At 52.4% G+C, this 20,146-nt stretch carries 12 protein-coding genes; 4 read left to right on the top strand and 8 right to left on the bottom strand.

What is annotated here, in order from left to right; all coding sequences use genetic code 11:
- Position 1 precedes the first annotated feature (1 nt).
- Both tadA and HOV93_RS14035 read right to left on the bottom strand, forming a co-directional pair.
- Complete coding sequence (tadA, locus tag HOV93_RS14030) at positions 2-451, bottom strand: tRNA adenosine(34) deaminase TadA (RefSeq protein ID WP_235990372.1); 450 nt, start codon at positions 449-451, stop codon at positions 2-4.
- Between the two features lie 144 nt (positions 452-595).
- The gene (locus tag HOV93_RS14035) at positions 596-1,612 is read right to left on the bottom strand and encodes a DUF1559 family PulG-like putative transporter (RefSeq protein ID WP_235990322.1); all 1,017 of its coding nucleotides are present in this window, start codon (positions 1,610-1,612) and stop codon (positions 596-598) included.
- A gap of 275 nt (positions 1,613-1,887) precedes the next feature.
- On the opposite strand from HOV93_RS14035, the gene HOV93_RS14040 reads away from it, so the two are divergent.
- The 3 genes from HOV93_RS14040 (at position 1,888) to HOV93_RS14050 (ending at position 3,934) form a co-directional block, all read left to right on the top strand.
- On the top strand, positions 1,888-2,169 hold the full coding sequence (locus HOV93_RS14040; RefSeq protein ID WP_207397131.1) for a hypothetical protein: 282 nt from the start codon (positions 1,888-1,890) through the stop codon (positions 2,167-2,169).
- Positions 2,169-3,311 (top strand): cysteine desulfurase family protein, encoded by a 1,143-nt coding sequence (locus HOV93_RS14045; RefSeq protein ID WP_207397132.1) that lies wholly within the window; start codon positions 2,169-2,171, stop codon positions 3,309-3,311. The genes HOV93_RS14040 and HOV93_RS14045 overlap by 1 nt, the downstream gene beginning before the upstream one ends.
- A 431-nt stretch (positions 3,312-3,742) precedes the next feature.
- Positions 3,743-3,934: a hypothetical protein gene (locus HOV93_RS14050; protein ID WP_207397133.1), complete on the top strand. Its 192-nt coding sequence runs from the start codon at positions 3,743-3,745 to the stop codon at positions 3,932-3,934.
- 124 nt (positions 3,935-4,058) lie between these two features.
- Here HOV93_RS14050 and HOV93_RS14055 read toward each other — a convergent pair whose 3' ends face one another.
- From HOV93_RS14055 to pilM, 6 genes are all read right to left on the bottom strand, one after another.
- Positions 4,059-5,282 carry an AI-2E family transporter gene (locus HOV93_RS14055; protein WP_207397134.1) on the bottom strand — a complete coding sequence of 408 codons (1,224 nt, stop codon included), beginning with the start codon at positions 5,280-5,282 and terminating at the stop codon, positions 4,059-4,061.
- Positions 5,283-5,310: 28 nt separating this feature from the next.
- The gene (locus HOV93_RS26165) at positions 5,311-5,784 is read right to left on the bottom strand and encodes a DUF423 domain-containing protein (protein ID WP_207397135.1); all 474 of its coding nucleotides are present in this window, start codon (positions 5,782-5,784) and stop codon (positions 5,311-5,313) included.
- 189 nt (positions 5,785-5,973) lie between these two features.
- A complete protein-coding gene (locus tag HOV93_RS14065) occupies positions 5,974-10,128 on the bottom strand; it encodes a hypothetical protein (protein ID WP_207397136.1) in 4,155 nt (1,384 codons plus the stop codon).
- A 377-nt stretch (positions 10,129-10,505) separates the two neighbouring features.
- Positions 10,506-12,707: a hypothetical protein gene (locus tag HOV93_RS14070; RefSeq protein WP_207397137.1), complete on the bottom strand. Its 2,202-nt coding sequence runs from the start codon at positions 12,705-12,707 to the stop codon at positions 10,506-10,508.
- Between the two features lie 71 nt (positions 12,708-12,778).
- Complete coding sequence (locus HOV93_RS14075; protein ID WP_207397138.1) at positions 12,779-14,410, bottom strand: hypothetical protein; 1,632 nt, start codon at positions 14,408-14,410, stop codon at positions 12,779-12,781.
- Positions 14,411-14,413: 3 nt separating this feature from the next.
- On the bottom strand, positions 14,414-16,720 hold the full coding sequence (gene pilM, locus HOV93_RS14080) for a pilus assembly protein PilM (protein ID WP_207397139.1): 2,307 nt from the start codon (positions 16,718-16,720) through the stop codon (positions 14,414-14,416).
- 479 nt (positions 16,721-17,199) lie between these two features.
- Here pilM and HOV93_RS14085 point away from each other — a divergent pair, with 479 nt between their 5' ends.
- On the top strand, positions 17,200-20,013 hold the full coding sequence (locus HOV93_RS14085) for a glycoside hydrolase family 38 N-terminal domain-containing protein (protein ID WP_207397140.1): 2,814 nt from the start codon (positions 17,200-17,202) through the stop codon (positions 20,011-20,013).
- The last annotated feature ends 133 nt before the right edge of the window (positions 20,014-20,146 follow it).

A 20,146-nucleotide genomic window follows, 5' to 3' on the forward strand; every position in this document is an offset into this window, starting at 1 on the left:
ATTACTTCTTTCCTTCGGCCCGACGCTGCCGGAAAAAATCCGTTAGGATCTGGCCACACCTCTCTTGTAGCACGCCAGAAACGACCTCGCATCGATGGTTCAGTCGAGTGTCATTAAGCATCTCAAAAAGTGACGTAACCGCCCCCGCTTTCGGATCGGGTGCTCCATAAACCACGACTGGAATTCGTGCTTGCAAGATCGCCCCGGCACACATGGGACATGGCTCAAGGGTGACGTATAAAATGCAATCTTCCAGACGCCAGCCCCCTACCGCCTCGGCAGCCTGAGTGATGGCGATCATTTCCGCATGGGCTGTTGGATCTCGCAACATCTCTCTCTGATTATGAGCAGCGGCTATGATGCTCCCCTCGCGTACGATGACGGCACCGACCGGCACTTCGTCGCTACGAGCTGCCTGGTCGGCCTGTTGAAGCGCCATCTGCATGAACATTTGGTGCAATTGAGGTAGCTCGAACTGACCATGAATCTCGGAATCGGTCACGCGGTTACTTTCTACGGAAATAAAAAGAGACATCCTTTCGCGAAAGAAAGGATGTCTCTGAATGTACTGAACGATGCCAGATGCGTCACGCCCCTATGGGAGATCACCTTCACTTAGTGTGACTTGCTGCCAGCCATCGGTTGTCGTATTTGCGTTAGCGAAATACGTTGATGCCGCCCCGCGTAGGCGAGCATCACGACCATCGCTGGATATCAATCGCCCATAGACGTGAGCGTCCATGTCGGTGCTCGCCACCTTGGTCGAACCGTCAACGAAAGTCATCAGTACCGTGTCACCGTGATAGCTAGAAGGCAAGTAGTTGCCACCCAGCGTATCCTGCAGATTACCCTGGGAAAGGACCCAGCCAGATGTATAGAACGCATCGTTCCACAAGAGAGCGGATTCTGATTCATCGCTTTCTTCATTCCACTTCAAACCAGTACCGGCTGCACCAAAGTTGGGAACGCGAACACGTTCGCTAACCAACAGCGTATTCGATATTCCGTCTTTGAATTTCGAACCAGTCATCCGGACTTCGTCTTGCGTTGTCCCATCAATAAGATTGCTCAGATCGCTCCAGGCACCATTTTCAGAGAGGTCAAGTGGGTCATCCAGAGCGGCAGGATCCGTGTTGTTTTCGAAACCACCATTGGCGATGTAACTGAGCGGATTGGTCTCATCGGGATCGAGTGGATCGCTTGGGCATACTAATGCTCGAATGATCTTGTTATCAAGAATGACTGGATTGTAAGGACCAATCGATGCCGATGGATTACCAGCGATATACGACTCGGCAAGATCCGCACGATCGAGTTGATTCAAAAGCGGAACAGCCCAGCCAACAACTTCATAAGCATTATAGCTAGCCTTATTGGCGTTCGTGACCGATTTCGCCCACGAACGATGCGGAGGCATCTCGTTACGAGGGTGCGAATTCATCTTGGTCTGCACGGCCAAACCGATCTGCTTCATATTGTTCATGCACTCGGTTCGGCGGGCCGCTTCGCGGGCCATGTTGACTGCTGGAAGTAGCAAGCCTGCCAAAATTCCAATAATGGCAATCACAACTAGCAATTCCACCAGCGTGAAGCCGTTTCGGCGGTTGATCATGTCCGAAAATCCTTAATGCGTGATAAGTCACTGACAAGCGTGTTTTTTTGAAGTGCTAGGCCACTTTAAGTATCACCCATTCCCGTTCAAATGTCGAGTACTTTGTAAGTCGCACGAAGATGTCGCAAACCGTTCTGAGATAACGATTTTGCTGAATTCAACAAGCTTTTTGAATTCGCAACCTAGGGGAAGTTTATTGCAAAGGTAACCTTTTACCTTCCGACACTTTGTAATGAAGTGGTGTCCCAACGAAATCTTTTAGCTTGGAATGACTTGTGAACCCCGAAAAAAATATGTGGCTAGACCTGTTTGAGCGTTGGCCCAAAGACATGCCCCAAAAGGGGGTCATTATGTCGGAGCTTAACGAATCGATCCCTTTCGTTGGTTTCGCGCTCGACGAAAATATGGTGGTCGTACAACGTCAGACTCCCGACGCAATCGGAGCTCGTCAGGCCATCATTCCTTTCAACTCGATCAGCTATCTCAAAATCACGGCCATTGTTCCTCCTAAAGCCTATACAGAGTTTGGGTTTAAGGGAGCGTTACCCAAAGTCTGATGAAATCGATCTTTCTCGATTACAACGCGACGACGCCCATTGCACCGAGCGTCCAAGAGGCAATGCTCCCCTATATGGCGGAGTATTTTGCCTGCCCGGACGGGATTTATGCGCGAAGCCGCGCCATCGACGAATCTTTAGAAGATGCCCGAGGACAAGTTGCTCACCTGCTTGGGGCAACTTCCGATGAAATCGTGTTCTGCGCTTCCGGTACCGAAAGCTGCAATCAGGCCATTAAGGGAGTCGCCTATGGCTATCTTGCGCAACGAAAACCATGTCACATCATCATTTCCGCCATCGAGCACGCGGCAGTAGCCCAAACGGCAAGTCATTGCCGTAATATGGGTTGCGACGTTTCAATTGTCCCGGTCGATCGCCATGGAATCGTGACAGCGGATGCTCTCTTGCAGGCAATACGCCCGGATACGCAGCTCGTATCCATCATGCTGGCCAATGACGAGACTGGCGTTATTCAGCCGATAAGCGAGCTGGCTAAGATATGTCAGGAACATGAGTTACTGTTACATTCCGATGCGTGCCAGGCTGCCGGAAAGATTCACGTCAATCCTAAACAGTTAGGCGTCGATTTACTAAGCATCAGTGCCCACAAATTTTACGGCCCCAAAGGCGCCGCGGCCCTCTACGTTAAAGAAGGAACTTCCCTTCAGCCCATCATCCATGGAGGCGGGGCCGAGCACTCATTAAGGGCCGGAGCTGAGAACGTCTTGGCCTGGGTTGGTATGGGTAAAGCGGCAAATTTAGTGGGTCGCAGTATCGATGCTGCGGCAGAAAAGCTCACGCAACTTTCTCGAAGACTCGGCCACCGGCTCATGGAATCGATTCCTGAGCCTATTGTCATTCACGGATCACAAGTCGAGCGTATCCCGAACACATTATGCATCAACTTTCCAAAAGTTTCCGGCCAAGAGCTGCTTAGACGCGTTCCCGAAATCTGTGCGGCAACCTCTTGTAGCGATACCGTGGGGGGGGGAAACACTTCGCCTGTGCTGGGGGCGATGGGAATCAGCGAGACGGATAAAAGGGGAACAATTCGCCTTAGCCTCGGATGGTACACCTCTGAGGAAGAAATCGATCAAGCCGCCGACCTACTGATTCATGCTTGGGAATCTTTGAGGCATTAATTTCCTGTCGAACGATTACCTCAAGGTTGCGTAGCTCTCCCCAGAATTGCCCGGAAACGCCAAATTCCTCGACTCTGCGAGGGCCTCAGGCTCGTTTCGAATTGCAAATTTGAAACACTTCACTCCATCCCACGATTAGACCTGCAGTCGCTAACTCCATTGTTACGAGACAAACCGTAGAGCGGATACTCGGGTGAATGGAACCTTAAAACACCACTTAACACCATGCTTGCCACCTGTGAGGATTGCAATTCACCAATACGCATGGTTTTATGCTGATGCGTTCCGGTCGCGTTCCTGTTTCATTTTGCGTTTTTCGCGTACTGTAGATACCAATTCAAGATTACTCCATCGCTAACGAATCCACTTCTGGGCAAATGCACAGGAGTAGAGGCCCCTTCGCCTGCCAGCAACGAAATGAGGCTTCCGAAATGATCGTCAAATCACAAAACGTATTGATCGATACCGATTCAATTGCCTTCGCGGTAATGTATCGCTGCTTGAAGTGCGACAATGTCGTACACGGCACGAAAGGTTCTGCGAATGGGATTGTCTGCGAGAACTGCCAATCTCCCTTAGAGGAAGATGACGAGATCGCCTTTCGGCTCGAGGGTGATGACTAGTCGTAGCCGCCTAGCAAATTTCCGCCAAAAGCAATCTGCGCTATTTTAGGTGCAGATGGACATGCCAAGCGCGTCAGCAGCTTCCGTCTATTCAAGACTCGAAGCGATTGAAGCGAACAGGCAATTAAGCTTGAGCACTCTTCGCGTCTGGTCCATTCTCGGAAGACGTGTTTCCGAAATTGAAATTCTTGAAGCTCAAGCTATCGATTCTTCCGGCTAACAAGTCTGCCAGCGGACGAGTCATTTCAAACTTGGCAAACAAGATCTTCATGATCGCTGTCATGGGAACTGCCAAGAACATGCCAATCATGCCCCAGATCAGCGACCAGAACATCAACGCTAACAAGATCGCGATCGGATGAACGTCGAATGAATCGCCCATCATGCGGGGTTCGATGACGTTCCCACTTATTATCTGTACGGCAGATGAGAGGGTGATCACGATCGTCATTTCCCACCAAGCCATTTCCGGATCGAATACGATTAATGGCAAAGGCAACAGGCACGCTAGAATGGGCCCAATGTTCGGGATGAAATTGAATAAGAACGCCAACAGGGCGAAAACAGCCGCCAGAGGTATTCCGAAAAGCCACAAAGTGAAGCCAAAGGCGAGGCCAGTAAAGAACGAGATAAGCGACTTGGTGAGAATGTATTCTCGGATTTTGGCGTCAATCTCTTGCCAGGTATTTTCTGGGAGCGTAGCTTGCGAGCTTCCTAGCAGTAGAAAAAAGAGGAAGATGACGACCATCGTGCTCGTTTGAAGCATATACCACATCGAATCGGTAAGCTTATTCAAGCTATGCTTTACGGTGTCATTTAGAAATTGCGATAGAAGATCATGCGAAGGACCATCTTGCTGGGATGCCGAATTCTGCTGTTGTAGCGTTCCTGCCATGGGGACAGCCGCGTCGTTAATACTTGAAGTATTTACGGCTTCTGCGACATCGCTTGCGTGTGAACTTCCGGACAGAAGGCCTTGAAAGGCAAGTTCAGGCGTTCTCACCCATTCTGGGACCAAATCGACCCATGCTTTTGCTCCTTGAACATACTTGCCACCGTCTTGCCGAAGCTGTGCAACGGAAAGCCAAATGATGCTCCAGAGCACAAACACCAAGGCAAACCCGATGAGGGAAGCAATCAGGACGGCAACCAGGCGGGTCGTGGAAAGTCGATTTTGTATGTTCGACAATACTGGCGTCAAACCGCTGACGATAAAAATCGCCAAGACAAACGGGATCAACACCGCCTGCAGCCAATAGAGAGACCACAGCGCGAGAACACCTACGGCTATCGCCAGACAAATCGTTTGCCGGCGCATTTCCGTTTCAATCGATGCGAATCGAGACATAAAGACCTTCGGTTCTAGTTTGCAGCCTTCATTCCAGATCTTCCCGATCTACTAGCGGCTCGAACAATAGAACGGTAATCAAAAACAGAATCCATCCCAATATCATGATGCTTCCACCCACCGGGACTAGCATCGTAAGTTGCGACATTCCCATGGCGGCAATGAGATAGAGCGTCCCACTGAAAAGCACGACGCCGAGAACCAGAGACACTGCAGCGGCCATTCCCAATGCTTGGCCTCGGGCGGAACAGGCCATTATCATACCCAGCCCGATCATCGCCAGGCCATGATACATCTGATACTTCACCCCCGTTTCGTATTGGGAGAGCCTTTTCGCCACTGCTGGGTTGGGAGCAGGGTCGGAGAGTTCATCTCCGACTGCGTCGGCGTCGGCACCGGAAACATCGGACACAATCATCCCTCGCACCGTATGCTCCATCGCACCTGCGATGACAGCCGTCCCGCTGAAAAGAACGCCGAGAACTAGCACAAACTTGGCCACAAGACACTTCCTCTGAGATGCTCTTACAGAATGGAAAGAGACAAATCGCACATAACCGTGCGAACGTATCTCTTGGACAAAGGTTCTATTGTACGCCAATCTTCGACATGGCGCAAAAAAGTACCGCCGTGAAAGTCCGAAGACGTCTCACGGCGGCAGGAGGTCATAGTCTTTTTGCGAAGTACGGCGTTACTGCGTGAAGCCGAGTTTCGCTTCTTCTTCCTCTTGGATGATGATTCGAGGCGTCACCATCATCATCAGGCTCTGCGTTTCTCGACCGATACCTACGTCTCGGAACAGACGATTGATATACGGTAGCTTGCTAAAGACCGGAATACCGCGTTCGCGACGTTCTTCGCTTAGACGCTTAATACCACCCAGTAGCACTGTACCACCATCAGGCACACTCACTGTCGTGCTCACCGTCACAAAGGAGAACTGTGGCAGCTGAATCGTGGTACCAGAGGTTACCTCTTCCTCTTCATCGTTAGTCGTACCACCATCTGCTGCATCCGGATCTTGAACGGTCGAATCAGATCGAGTACTTGTAGTCCCCTCGAAGGTGAACTCTTCGACGTTACCGATTCGGCTGAAGAACGGCACCAGGGTCAGGCGTACAAACCGACGATCCGGAGAAACGACCGCTTGCACGCTAAGTGAAGTACCTTCGTTTAGAACGACAATCACCGGTTGCTGAGCCGCAGCAAAGTCACCCACAACAGGAATCACGCTCGTGACGAACGGGGTTTGAGTGGTATCCGAGACGAATGCCGTTTGACCGTTGAACAAGGTCACCTTCGGAGCCTGCATCACATTCGATCGCAAGTCACCCTGTGCGGCCTGCATCACGAAGAAGGCTTCGATGTCAGATAACATCGCAAATCCGAACGTCGCACCTGCGGTTGTTGGATTGATCAAGCCACCGACCGATGGAACCGTATTATTGAACAATTCTTGATTGAACTGCAGATCCAAGTCCCCGGTCGGGTTACCATCCTGGTCGATACCAACCGTTACACTCGGGCTGCCCGAATTATTACGATTCGCACCCAGTCCAGTGGTGTTGTCCTGAATCTGGAAGTCGAAGTCGACACCGACACGTTCAAAGAAGTTGTCGTTCAAAGTAATGAAGCGAACTTCGATGGTAACCTGAAGGTCTTGCAGACGTCGCAACTGAGCCAAAAGGTCAGCGAGTCGATCGTGCACTTCCTGCGTCTGGCTAACCACCAGGCTAAGGTTCGTGCTGAAAGGTGCGATTGAGCCTGGGCCACCCAGTTCTTCCCACGATTCCGGTTCGACGGTCGTTGTGATGAGTTCGATCAGCTGATCGAAGTCAGGCTGAACACCACCACCGAAGCCACCAGGACCACCTCCTACGCCACCGCCAGGACCGAAGCCCATGTTACCTTGCGATTGGCCGGAAACCGGAGGACCGCCACCGGATAAACCAGGGATGAATCCGTTAGGCACCTGGGCCAGTGCACTCGAACTGTTGATGTCTTCGCCTTGGGCGAACAATGACATGGGATTCGATCCCCCCATCGTTCCTGCTGGCGAACCCGTGATCCCTTGGCTTTCGTAGGCAGCCTTAATGGCACCCGGAAGGCCCATGTTGTAGCTCGGTACGAAGTTCGGGATTGGAAGCACCAAGTCAGCTACGTTGTAAACCTTCTGGTACACGTTGCGGCTGCGGAACGATTCGCTGGTAATGACCAGAGCTTCGTCGCGAATCACATAGCTCAACCGTAGTGGCTGCAGAATGTGATTCAAAGCACTGTCCAGGCGAACCGCTTGTTGCATGTTAATGCTGATTTCAGTGTCATAAGTCACCCCTTCGGCTTGCAGGCCGCGTGGGTCCAACATGACGTTGATACCAACCATGTTGCCCAAGGTTTCCATGACGCTTTGCAGCGACTGTTTGTTGAACTTGATGTCGACCTTGGTCTTAAGAGCCTTACGAATCTCGACTTCGTCTTCCGAGATCTGCGAGTTCTCTGTCAACCAGCGTCGACGGCGTTCGGTCATGTCTCCCCATTCCTTCGCACTTGCGAACTGAATGGGATTGTTGTCATCGAACGGAATCGAGGAAGTATCGACGTTATGCAAGGCTTGCCAAACGGCCGATTCCTTGTCGTCCTTCAGAGCCATGTTCTGATAGGTACGGCGTGCGAACTTGGCCTTCCAGATTAACGTTTGGACCACCGGGTTTTCCGGGTCCATTTCGCGAGCCTGGCGGGCAATCACTTCCGCTTCCTGCCAACGCTGTTGATCCATCAGTTCGTTGAACTGATTGGTCATGTCGGCCAGCTTGCCATCGATTTCAAGCTTAACGTCACGATCTTGTTTGATCTCGCTCTTGATCGCCATGTTGCGTTCGTCGAGTTCAATCTGTGACTTATTCATATCGATGTAGGTCTCGAGCGATTCGACGCTGCGATCAACACGAGAGAGCAGTTGCTTCTTGGCAATGGCATCGATCGACGACTCATCTACCGTGACACGAACTCTCTTCAGCTTGTCCAAGGCACTTTTTGGATCGACCTCACGCATTGCGTCGGCCTGCGATTGCTCTCGAGTGACTTCAGCAATCATCTGCCGCAGCAGCACTTGCTGCCGAGCGTCAACCTCGGCCAAAGGCGAGGAGTTACTGGTCTGAGCAACTCCGCTGGTCACCGGGTTAGTCTGGTATTGCAGGAAGTCTTGCAAACGCTGGCGTGCGGTTGGATCGAGTTGGCTCTCGTACTTCCAGGCTTCTTCAAACAGCTTGCGAGCTTTCATCTTGTCGCCGGAAGCCAACGCCTGTTCACCCTCTTGCAAATATCGCGTGCCTGCCTGGCCGGTAGCGTCTTGCTGGGCAGAAGCGGGCATATTGCGAGTGTCATCGTTTTGAGGATTGTAGATCCCTTGCGAAACAGGGAATCCTGCATCCATAGGACCTTGCGATCCACTGGCTTGGCGTACTGGACTGGAAGCTTTCGCTCGCGAGATTTCTAACATCAGCATATCGGGGCGAAGGTCGCCCTGTTGATAGCTTCGGTTACCCAACGTGTTAGCCTGTTTGGTAAACGCTTCGGCCGTCCCAATGTCACCGCGATCTAGGGCTGCTTTGGCCTGAACAAGGATGGCTTGTTCTTTAGCGCGGGCGTTGCCGGCGATATTCTCAGAAACATTCGGAGCGACCTGGTTTGCACCGGAACCGCCACTTCGGCGTCGCGTGATCTCAGTCAGCAAACGGTCCGGAGTAACACGAGCTCTCTGGAAATCGAGGTTCATCGACTGAACCTGACGAGACATCTGTTCCGCCAGATCGTATTGCCCGTAGAGCATCAAGCCTTCTGCTTGTTGAAGCAAGACTTCACCAAACTGATAGGCCGACTGTGGACCAACCGGCGAGGCTGAGATTTGATTTACGGAGCGAATCAGATACTCGACATTTTCAGGCGAGTCTTGGTGCGATGGATAGACGAGCCCCAAGCCCTGAACTTGACGTACGAGCTTTTCTGCGAGGGCCACATTCCCACGTGCGAGTTCCAGACGAGCTTGAAGCAACATCCGGCGAGATGTCTCGGCGTTGCCTTGCGTACTGGTCGCTGCAGCGTAGGGATTGGAGGTCATCGCAGGATCAGGCGTCTGGTTGACCGTCGGAAGGCGAGTTGGGCTGGTTCCTGCGGCAGGACCATCAGCGGCGACTTCACCACCAAGCATCGAAGGACGAACGCCTGCGTTTTCCAGGTCTCGACGGAAAGCCATGACCGAGTAGCCGGCTGACTGGAAGTCTGGGCCCGCTTTGGAAGCTTGCTGGTAGTAGTTCAAAGCCGACATCGTTTGGCCGCTTTTTAAAGCTTCCTTGCCACGAGCAAGAGCTTCGGCCGCAATCTTCTGCTCCATGCCAGGTTCCTGTCCGAGCAGTTTTTGCCCGACATAGTCTGGATTGGCTTGGGCAGCCGTCAGATCGGCCAGATCACGAGCAGCAGCTTCCGGGGTATCCCGAAATTTGCTGAAAGCCGGATCTGAGGGAACATTGAACGTTTTGGCTTGCTCGATCAGAGACTGAGCACGTTGGTAGTCTCCGGCACGCATCGCATCGCGAGCTGCCTTCAGAACCCCTTCTTGCTTTTGCTGATCATACAGCGAACCTTGTTGTTGACCTGTCGCCGATATTGACGTGACGAGCTCAATCTCGGTCAACGGATTTGCGACAACCCCTTTTCCAGTGCTGAAGCACAGCACGGCAATGAGACCGGCTGTAAGCACACGCGTGGCCAAATTCAACGCGACTCTCCTTGTCTGAACTTGTGGCAGCCTGCGATCCGTGAGTTCTGGGATCGTCCGAGAATGATTCATGGTGTTCCTATCCTTCCCCTTACGGCGACACGTTTCTGACGAGGAACAGCCGCAAACGAATCCTTAATTGGGATCGCCTGCCCTGTCCACGTGCCGCGCGCACTGGTGAATCTGCATCCTTGCATTTCTAGGTGAGGCGGTTAATTACTGGTTGTTCCCAAACAGGTCAAGGTCGCTTTGACGACTTGCTCAACCTTTTTTGATAATCAGACCAGTTACGCTGCTAGCAGCAGGAGGTCTCCTCGCTGGCAGCGCAAAAATCGCCGGGCAGTACAGTACCGAGATCTGAGAAACGACTCAATAGATGTTTCTCTACGCGCAAAGAAAAAGGCGCTCCGAAGAACGCCTTGGGGGAAAATCAGCTTGGAATCCAGCGATTACTCGCCTCGACCGCGGCCTCTTCGCCCGCCGCCTCCGCCGTAATCATCGTAACCAGAGCCACCTTCCATCGAATAAGGGTCGTCTGCATCCCGCCCGCCTCGAGGTCTTTTGACCTCAGGCTTAGCGAAATTGAACTTGGCGAACTTTTTGACTTCGTCAAGCTCCGACTTGATGTGAATATTTCCAGACTCATCAAGCACCAGAATTTCACCGGGGACTCGCAACTTTTTGTTGTTCTCGTCGGTGTAACGACCGATGGTATCCTCGCCACCACGTACGTCGAGAAGCGTGTAGCCTGTCCTAAGTGTGTACTCTTGATCCTTCTTATCCGTTTCAAGTGGATAAGGCTTTCGGAACTGATAAGTAGCTGGATCTAAAATCCACAGATCCCCGTTATACTCGACCATACTGCCACGAGTGACTTCTTTCAATTCCTTGGTGACCAAGGCATTGACGTCCTTCTTCGAGTCCCACTTCATGGCCAACACCGTTGCGTTCGGCTCAGCCGTTCGCAGAATCTGGCGTTGATTATTTCGGTTGTAAACCGTTCGTCCAGCATCAACGGAACCAGCCAGCACGTCCGCACTTGGTGGGACGTGAACCGTGGCACTTGGCTCACTAAATTCAGTCGTTCGCCAGAACTTAAATTGTGGTCCCGTTTGTCCGGATTGACCACCACGGGGACTTGTCATGCCGCCCTGCTGAGTCTGCAGATGCTTCATGATTTTGTCACGTTCCGGCTTCAGACGTGTAAGCACATTTCCTTCCAAAGCACGTGCTGGTGGAGCTTCCTGAATGTTCTGAGGATTATTAGGATCCTCTAGCCACAACTGCACTCGATATTGGTAGTTCTTATTGGGCACCACGGAGGTGTCGTAAAAGCGGAACATCTTGTTCTCAGCATCGAACATGGACGAACCACCACCATATCCGCCACCCCCTTCACCGCGTGCCATGCTCATGCCACCGCCACGGTTCCCGGTTGGTTTACGCATCATTCCTGGAGGAGGCGTCATGATGTTGTTGCCAGCACCGCCCATCCCAGGCATACGACCAGGGCGACCATAGGGCCCCATGAAGCCACCGTCGCCTTCGCCACCCATCGCTCGACCAGGCCCACCCATAAACCCTGGCACATCACCAGGCAGATCGCCGCTGGCCTCTGGAAGCATTATCCCATCCATCTCCTCGGACATCATGCTTTCATTGCCGTAGCCTTGCTCTCTTGGTTCATACTTGGGAACCGTCGAATGTAGCCCCCAATCGCCGGGATTGAACAGAAGAATCGGTGGCATGGGGAAACTGAGCGTCGCATCAAGGTACTCAGGCGGTGCAACTTCATCAGGCATGAAAGCCCAACGATGACGAGCAATTAGTCGCTCCTGGTTCACGTTGATCGACTTTTCCCACTCGCCCCAGGTACCATCTGGATTCTGTTCGCGGCGTTCGATAGCAAAGTGGACATAACGAGGATAGTCTCGACCTTCCATGTAGTTCGCTCGATCTTTGAAAGCGGCTTCGTACATGTCCAATTGTTTCTTCAGCGGAGCAAGTCCGGTAATTGCCACGAAGTACTTGCCTTCGATCTTGCTACCGGTACCGCCGCGGGCCTGACCAAATTCCAACAACTGCTCTGGGGTTAATGTTGGTGGCGCGTTCGCGTCGGCCATTCCCATCTCTCCGCCATATGCACCACCTGAGTAGCTCTCGTATCCCGATCCACCAGGCATCATGCCGGGGCCGCCTTCACGCATCATTCCCATTCCGCCTTGGCCAGCTTGCTGAGTGCTCAGGAACGCGAAAGGAGCGAATCCCGGCGTCACTTCGATACTGGCAAGCGGCAATAGAGCCGGATCTGGTCGTTTCTCGATACTTTCCTTATGACGAACTCGAAAACTCGAAGGAGTCTCGTAAGGTGCCAAGGGGATCGGCTTACTTGCTCGCGTGGCAGCCGTTTGATATTCCGGCGGCACCCAACGTTCTTCCTCGACCTTTTCCCAGGTTTGAAGCTCGATGTTATTGCGAGCGTTTTCGGAAGCGCTAACCAAATCGTTAGGAGTCGTTTCGATCGATCGTTGTTGAGTCCCGCGGTAAACAAACACAACCACTAGGACAATAGCCAATCCGAAGACAAGCTTTTCAACGTGGAGGATCAATTTTGATTTGAGCCCACCGTTTTGTAAGTCCAGCTTCTTCATGATTGAGTCATCCTTATTCTGTTCCGAACCATCCGAATGTGAGAAGAGAAGAGGTCTGGGGCAATGTCCGCTTACCGCGTGGTCGCGGACATGCCGGCGGTTTCCGTCGCGGTATCATCCGCTGCCGAGTCGTCGTCGACTGGTCGCGAACCTTCAGGCCACAACAGGTCGCGATTCACCGGATTGTAAATGTAAATGATGCCGTAGATTTCGACCGGAGCGTCAAAGATCTTTTCGGCCTGATCCAGGTTATCGCCACTTTGGCCGCCACGGCCCATGCCGCCCATTCCACCGCCAAACTCGCCGCCCATTCCCATGCCGCCGCCCATTTCAAAGTTACCCATGCCGGGACCGCCCATTCCACCGCCACCACCGACTCCGGAGGTTTCGGGATTGATGCGGACTTGGCGCACTTCAATCATTAGATCGGCATTGCCGCACTCGACCAGCAATTTATCGATCTCGCGCTGATCCATAAGCAGTCGCATTCGGACCGGCAAACGTTTGGCTACGGAAAGATAGTAGTTCTCCGAAGTTGGCTCGGTGGTAGCGGCACGCAAGTCGTCGACCATTAGCTTTTTATAGTCTTTGTCGACATACCGGAAATCGCCTGGATCCATTACCATGCCATCCATGGGCATACCATCTGGGCCCATTCCGTCCATGCCCATGCCATCCATCCCCATTCCCATGCCTTCGTCCATCATGCCGGAACCGTAGGGATCATCCATCATTCCGCCGTCCATCATCCCGTATTCGTCCTGGCTTGTGACCAATGGAGAACGAGGGATAACAACCCTGGATTGAATTGGCATGACCTCACGACCAAACTCGATCGTTTCAATCGCCTTGATAGTGGCTTGGTGGGCGCTGCTAATGTCGCCGTTGGTTTTCGCGATGACATTCATAATGTTCTTCAACACCCACAGGTTTTCCTGAGCGTAGAGAACTTCTTTGGTTGTGGGAACGTTACTCACACCGCCGGTTGCTCCGCCTGGCCCACCGGGTCCAATTCCCTGGTTGCTGTTGGCCCCAGACCAGTCGAAACTCTTGGACTGGATATTGGCTTGATTGGTAGGATTCCACGAAACCAGCGGTGGCTTCTCGACATTGTTAGGATTGCGAGCACCAATGCCGGTTCGCCCCCCCCCTTCAAAACCGCCGCCACCATCGAATGCCTCGATACCGCCTCCGCCCCCGCCACTGCCCGAAGGAGCCCAGCGAGCATGGATAATTTCGGCTAATTTCGGCAGTTCTTCTTTGATATAATCGCGGTAGAGCTCCCTCTTCGATACGGACATTCTGTCCTCTTCGGCCAGGGCTTCAATAGGACGGCCCAAGAGAATACCGTTGACGATATCCGTAAAATCGGAGCCGCCAACGTTCAATTCCGGAGGCCAAGTAAGCACCCCTTTCTGAGCTTCCCATTTCTTCTGCCAAGCCTGATCGATGTCGTCGCGATATTGCGTCAACCAAGTCTGCATCTCCTCTTGATACTGCGTATTGGGGTGATTGGCCGTGCTGGAAATTTGCCTAGCCGAGCTTAGGCGTGTGTCGATCTCCTGACGACGGGCCTGATAATCTTCATCTAGACTGGAGATTGACATTATCCACCCGCCGACGGCCAACAATAGAACCATGAGCAAGAAGACCCAGAAGTAATACTTCTTTAAAAACGCGATCGCTGGTCGTAGTTTATCCATGGCTTAGTAGTTCTCCATTTCCGCATTGGCGGCATTCTCTTCCGCTTCGGCAAGTTCCGCAGCACGACGTACTTCCTCTCGCTTAGAGAGCGGCGATTCACGCCAACAGAATTGAACGGTGAATCGATAAACCTTGACTTGAATCGTAGGTGGTTCGATCTTGCTGGGATCAATCGGCTCTTCAGAATTCATTCCGTAGCTGCCACCACCATATTCGTCCCCCATACCACTGCCCATCGCAGGCGGATCGTATTTCGGATTCGTAATCTGAACCGTTCTCGGCACCTCGTCCATCGCGATGATGGGATGTGATATGCCCAGTTCTTTCATCGATACAATCTCAGGCTCGTTGTTCTCGTTGATCAGTTCTATGCTGCCGCGATCGAGTTGATCGATCAGCGTATTACGCACATACTGGGCACCCATGTTTTCACGAGCAGCCGGGCTGTTGTGGAAGTGATAACCGGTGATCTGCACGACCCAGCCACTTTCTTCGGCAGATGGGCCAGCAAGTTCGTCTTCCGGATCGGCTTCTCCCTCGACTTCGGTTAGATCGACGTCTGCTTCCTCTTCGGCCGCCGTCCCTTCGGTCGAGCCTGTTTCTTCTTCCACAGGAGCAGTTTCCCCTGCAGCTGCGGCTTCTGCGGCTACTTCTTCTGCGAGTTCTTTATCGATCGAAGGTGAGGCTTCTTTCCCTTCCTCTAGACGTCGCAGAATGACTTTACGCGTTTCCAGGGTGACCGCGTATTTCATTTTGACAGCTTCGGTGTACCACATCGAAAGGTCAGGAAAATACTGCGACTCGATCGCCTCGATCTGCAGGTCAGGCCGCTGATCAATGGGCTTATCTGAAACCCGACCGAGCGCTAATTCTGGATCCGTGGGTAACGAAACCGTGATTGCTTTCATCAACTCGGGCCATAGTCGACGGTTTTCTTCGTTACCAACGACGTAACGCCCAATCATCTCTAGATTTTCTTTTTCCGTCATCAACTGGGTATCAGTCGAGTTATAACTTTGGCTAGTCGATTCGACCGCAGTGACCTTGCGAATCGCGTCCTCAAATTCCGGGATATGAGCGGAATTATAGGCCTGCCAGTGGAAGCCAAAGTTCAAAGCACAAGCGAGTAATAGACTTGCTAAAGCAGCAACCGCCCAAGGTTTCTTTTGTCGGACAATTCGATCAACCAGAATTTCCTGCGGCAGCAGATTGGTTCGCAACGCCGATTTTTTGAGCCCTTGCAGACACAAGCCGTAGCACGTTGCAAACGAGAGCATGTTCTCGCGGAAGCTAGGAGCCGAAGTGACTTCTGTTCCAGTTAGTTTTTGATAGCCATCAAGCTCGACAACGTCGTAACCCAGGTTCTTACCCAGGTAAGGGACCAGACCAGGCAATTTCATCCCGTTACCAATCGGAATGATTCGAGAAATCTTTGCCTTGCGGTCTAAGGTCTGAAAGAACCCGATCGAACGTTGAATTTCCGTGACCAGATCGTTAAACACCGGACGCATCGCCTGGAAAACAAGCTTCGCATTCTCCGCCTCGGAAGCGTGGCGTTTGAGATGTTCGGCCTTGGCAAAGGTCAGCTTAAGGTCTTTGGTCAACTGCTTTGTGAAGTGATTGCCGCCGATGGGCAGACTGCGCTGCCAAACACGGAAACCATTGGTAATCACCAGATCGGTCGTTTCGGTCCCCATCGAAACAATCACGTACGAATTGGGCTGATTCGCGGGATCGTACTCTTCTTTGAGTGGGTTGATCGTCAACTGATCATTCGCAACGAAATTGTACAAACTGATCGGAGTCAGCTGGACAAAATCAACATCGATACCTGTATCCAGGTAAGGCTGAAGAGATCGGAAGATCTGATCTCGTTTCATCGCAAAGATACCGATCTCGGTTTCGAGCGAGATGCCTTCTTCTTCGTGCGAACCAGGCATCGGCTGATAATCCCAGATCACGTCTTCCAACGGGAAGGGGATTTGCTGCTTCGCTTCGTATTTAACGATGTCCGCAATGCGTTTGGCTTCGACCGGAGGTGCTTTGAAGAAACGCGCAAGCCCAGCCTGGCCTGGAACGGAAATACTGATCGTGTCGTTACGAATATCGTTCCGCGAAAGGAACTCACGCAACGCGTCCTTAATCAAACCTTCCGAGCCCGCCCCAGCCTGATTCAACGGATTGGGATACTCGATGAAGTCGAATGCTTCGGCGACCATCCAGAATCCGTCTTCGTGCATTCGGCATTTTAGGGCCTTGAGCGCACTTTGACCGATGTCGATGCCCCAAACGGCTTTACCAACAGCCATCTCTGTTCCTCACAGCAATCACCACGTTGCGTTTCATCTAGTTTGGCACCAAACAGCTAGAAATTATCCGGCAATTTCAGCCAACGAAGAAGCACGCTCCGCAGATCGCAGGTTTAAGACAAGCAAACTAATCGAAAAGGGTGTGTTGCCAATGCCGTGAAATTCGCTCACAACAATTAGCCAACATCCTCATTCTAGTGTGAACTTCTCCAGAATGTCAACGAATTTGCAATTTACACGTATTTATGTAAACCACTATATCATAACAAGATAGGGCGCAATCAACCTCCCCGCCATGGGGATCTGAATCCGCATCAGAGTTCGCTGTTGTCCACCATTCCTGTTGCTAATATGTGGTCAGGCCCCCCATAACAAGGTCCACCCTGGCCCTCGGATGCCTCTAGAGTATACCCTATAACTTATTATTGGGTAATTACTTGCGTTCAATCGCCCCTCTCCTCCTTTCAGGCCCACGGACAATGATTCAGGAAATCGCGATTCTGCTTCCTTGCCATAGCTTCGAAGACTTTCCCACCTACCACACCGGAGACGAAGCCCAAAGCATCCTGGCCAATTGGACAGCGATGTGGCACCCGGCTTTTTTGGCCTCGGCAGGGAAAAATCCTCAGTGGCATCGGGTAGACTCTCCGCCGGAGAGCCTGGATGGGCTCGCACTGCTTATTCCTTCCATTTGCAAATCAGAACTTCCCGCAGGCTTCTCACAACGCGCAAAGGAATCGGGAGCGACCTTAGTCAAAGGTTTGACCGATCGCCAGGAAATTGTGACCCGACTGCTTGACCGCGTAGGAGATATCCACGAGGTGGCGGCGAAACTGGCGTCCGATTTCTATGCGCTAGGATATTGCTATCTGCAGGTAGAGCTTTTGACGCGGCAGATGCGTTACTCAAGTAGCCTGGACGAAATCTACTTCGAAAATAAGACCATTGAAGCGGCGAAAGCAGCCATAGAGGGCAACGAAGAAGTAGCTACGGAATGCCTTCAAGCATGCTTCGACGTCCTGATGGAAGAGCGAAATCAGTATTATTCGGTCGACGCAAGCTTGCTCGACTTCACACTGGTCGCAGATTCGACGCTCAACGAAGCACTGCTAGCGGATGTCAAAAGCCCACTTCCCACGAACCTTTGGATCTCAGGCGAACTGGCGACGAAGATTGCGGATAGCCATCCCGAGTTAAAGGAAGCGATTGCCGTGAAAATCGTGGCCAAGCAGTTGGGTATCGTCGGCGGAGAGTGGGTGGAGGGCCCCCTGAACCTGCTCGATCCAGAATCGCTGCTAGCTAATTTCCGGCGCGGTCACGAGGCATATCAGCAAGCATTCGGCGATTCTCCCAAAGTATTTGGCCGCCGAAGATTTGGGATGACAGCCTTTCTACCGCAAATCCTTCGCGGACTGGGGTACGTCGGAGCGATTCATGCAACCCTCGACGAGGGAAAGCTTCCGGTCAGCAATCAAGGGAAAGCACGCTGGGAAGGAATGGATGGTTCCACGATTGATACTTTGGCGAAGTTTCCGCTTGATGCCACTAAGCCTGAGACCTTCCTCTCTCTCTTTTCCAAACTTGGCGAAGCCATGGATGGCGAGCACGTCGCAACGCTCGCTTTCGCCCATTGGCCGCAGATGACATCACCCTGGTACGAAGATTTGAAGACGATTGCCCGCTATGGAAATAGCTTGGGTGAATTCGTCACGGTAGAACATTACTTCGAAGAAACCGACACCGCGACCTACCACGGCAACTTCAAGCCGGAAGATTATCGTACGCCTTGGCTCAAGCAGTCGATTGTTCGTCGGCAAGAAGGGCCAGTCTCGCAACATGCCGAGCGTGAGCGATTCAACGCTCAACTGGAAGCCGGCGAGAAACTTCGTGCATTTGCTGAGTTAATGTCGGGAAAGGCCGATCCTGAAACACAGCAGCGCCTAGAGCGTTCTCTTCAAGATCCAGCCAACCCCAGCATCAGCCAATCGGAAGAGGCTGATGCGTTGGTCCGTGCGGCGAGCCGAAATCTTGCTGCCGCTCTCCCACGCCTGGAGCAATCACCTCAACACGCCTATCTCAGCCTGAACACGCTGAACTCGGTTAGTACGCGCGGCGTGTTTGTTTCAGAATTAGCCGACCTTCCAACCGCAGGCGAACCGGTAATTGCAAGCGGCCATGATAGCAAACGAAAATTTGCCGCAGTCGATCTGCCTGGATGTGGATATGCCTGGATCACAGGAGACGCCAAGACGATCGCCAGTAAGCAAAAATCACTGCTCGATGGCCACGTCTTGCGCAACGAGTTCATGGAGGTGCACATTCATCCAGAAACAGGCGGCATCAAGTCGATCTACGACTACAAAACGCGGGGCAACCGCCTATCGCAGCAGCTATCGCTGAGAATGCCTGGCAAAAAACAAGCAACCGGAGAACGGTACCTCGGTCCCGATGCGACGGCCTTTTATAGTCAAATGCAAGTAACGCAAATCGATCCGGCGACCAATTCTCCGGCGATGGGCGAGATTCACACCCAGGGCAACCTAATGGGTGAAGAAAACGAGATCATGGCTACTTACAAGCAAACATACCGCTTGTGGCGAGCATCTCGCGTGCTAGAAATAGATATCGAAATTGAACCTCAGGTAGATCCCAAATCGCTCCCATGGGACTCGCACTATTGTTGCCGCTTGGCCTGGGGGGATGAAACGGCGATTGCGTATCACGATGTACAGTGGGTCCGCACACGATGTAGCGGTCGGCGTATCGAAGCATCCAACTATGTTGAGATCAACGCGTCGCATGGGAAAACCACGTTACTAACAGCCGGCATCCCATTTCACCTGCGCAATCACGGGCACATGCTCGATACCATCCTGATTCCGCATGGCGAAACTCGGCGAAAGTTCCGTCTTGGAATTGGGCTCGATCTACCATACTCCCTGCCAGCTGCGCGCGAATTCATGTATCAACCGCAACCTGTCTTTGAATCCGCTTCAATGCCTGCCCCAGGCAACTCCTCTTGGCTGTTTCATTTGGAAGCCAAGAACGTCGCCCTGACCAGTCTACAGTCATTAACTGACGAGAACGACAACGTGATTGGCTGTCATACCAAGATCCTGGAAACCGAAGGGCGTAATGCCAAAGGGGCCCTGCGATGTTTTCGCCAAGTACGCGAAGCTCATCTATGTGACTTTCATGGCAATCGTATCTCGAAATGCAAGGTTGACGGAGATCGCATCATCTTCCAACTCGCGCCAGGGCAGTGGTATCCGCTGGAAGTGCAGTGGGCCTAATGCCCTCGGCATGAATGGACGGCGTGCTATCACTCTGGTCTTTCGTCAGACAACAGTGCTCCCCCATTTTAAGTCTTTTCGGGTCATTTACGCACTGGCACATTGCTTGCAAAGGGAATGGGTGTAGCTCTAT

The sequence above is a fragment of the Bremerella alba genome, assembly GCF_013618625.1.
Lineage (GTDB): Bacteria > Planctomycetota > Planctomycetia > Pirellulales > Pirellulaceae > Bremerella > Bremerella alba.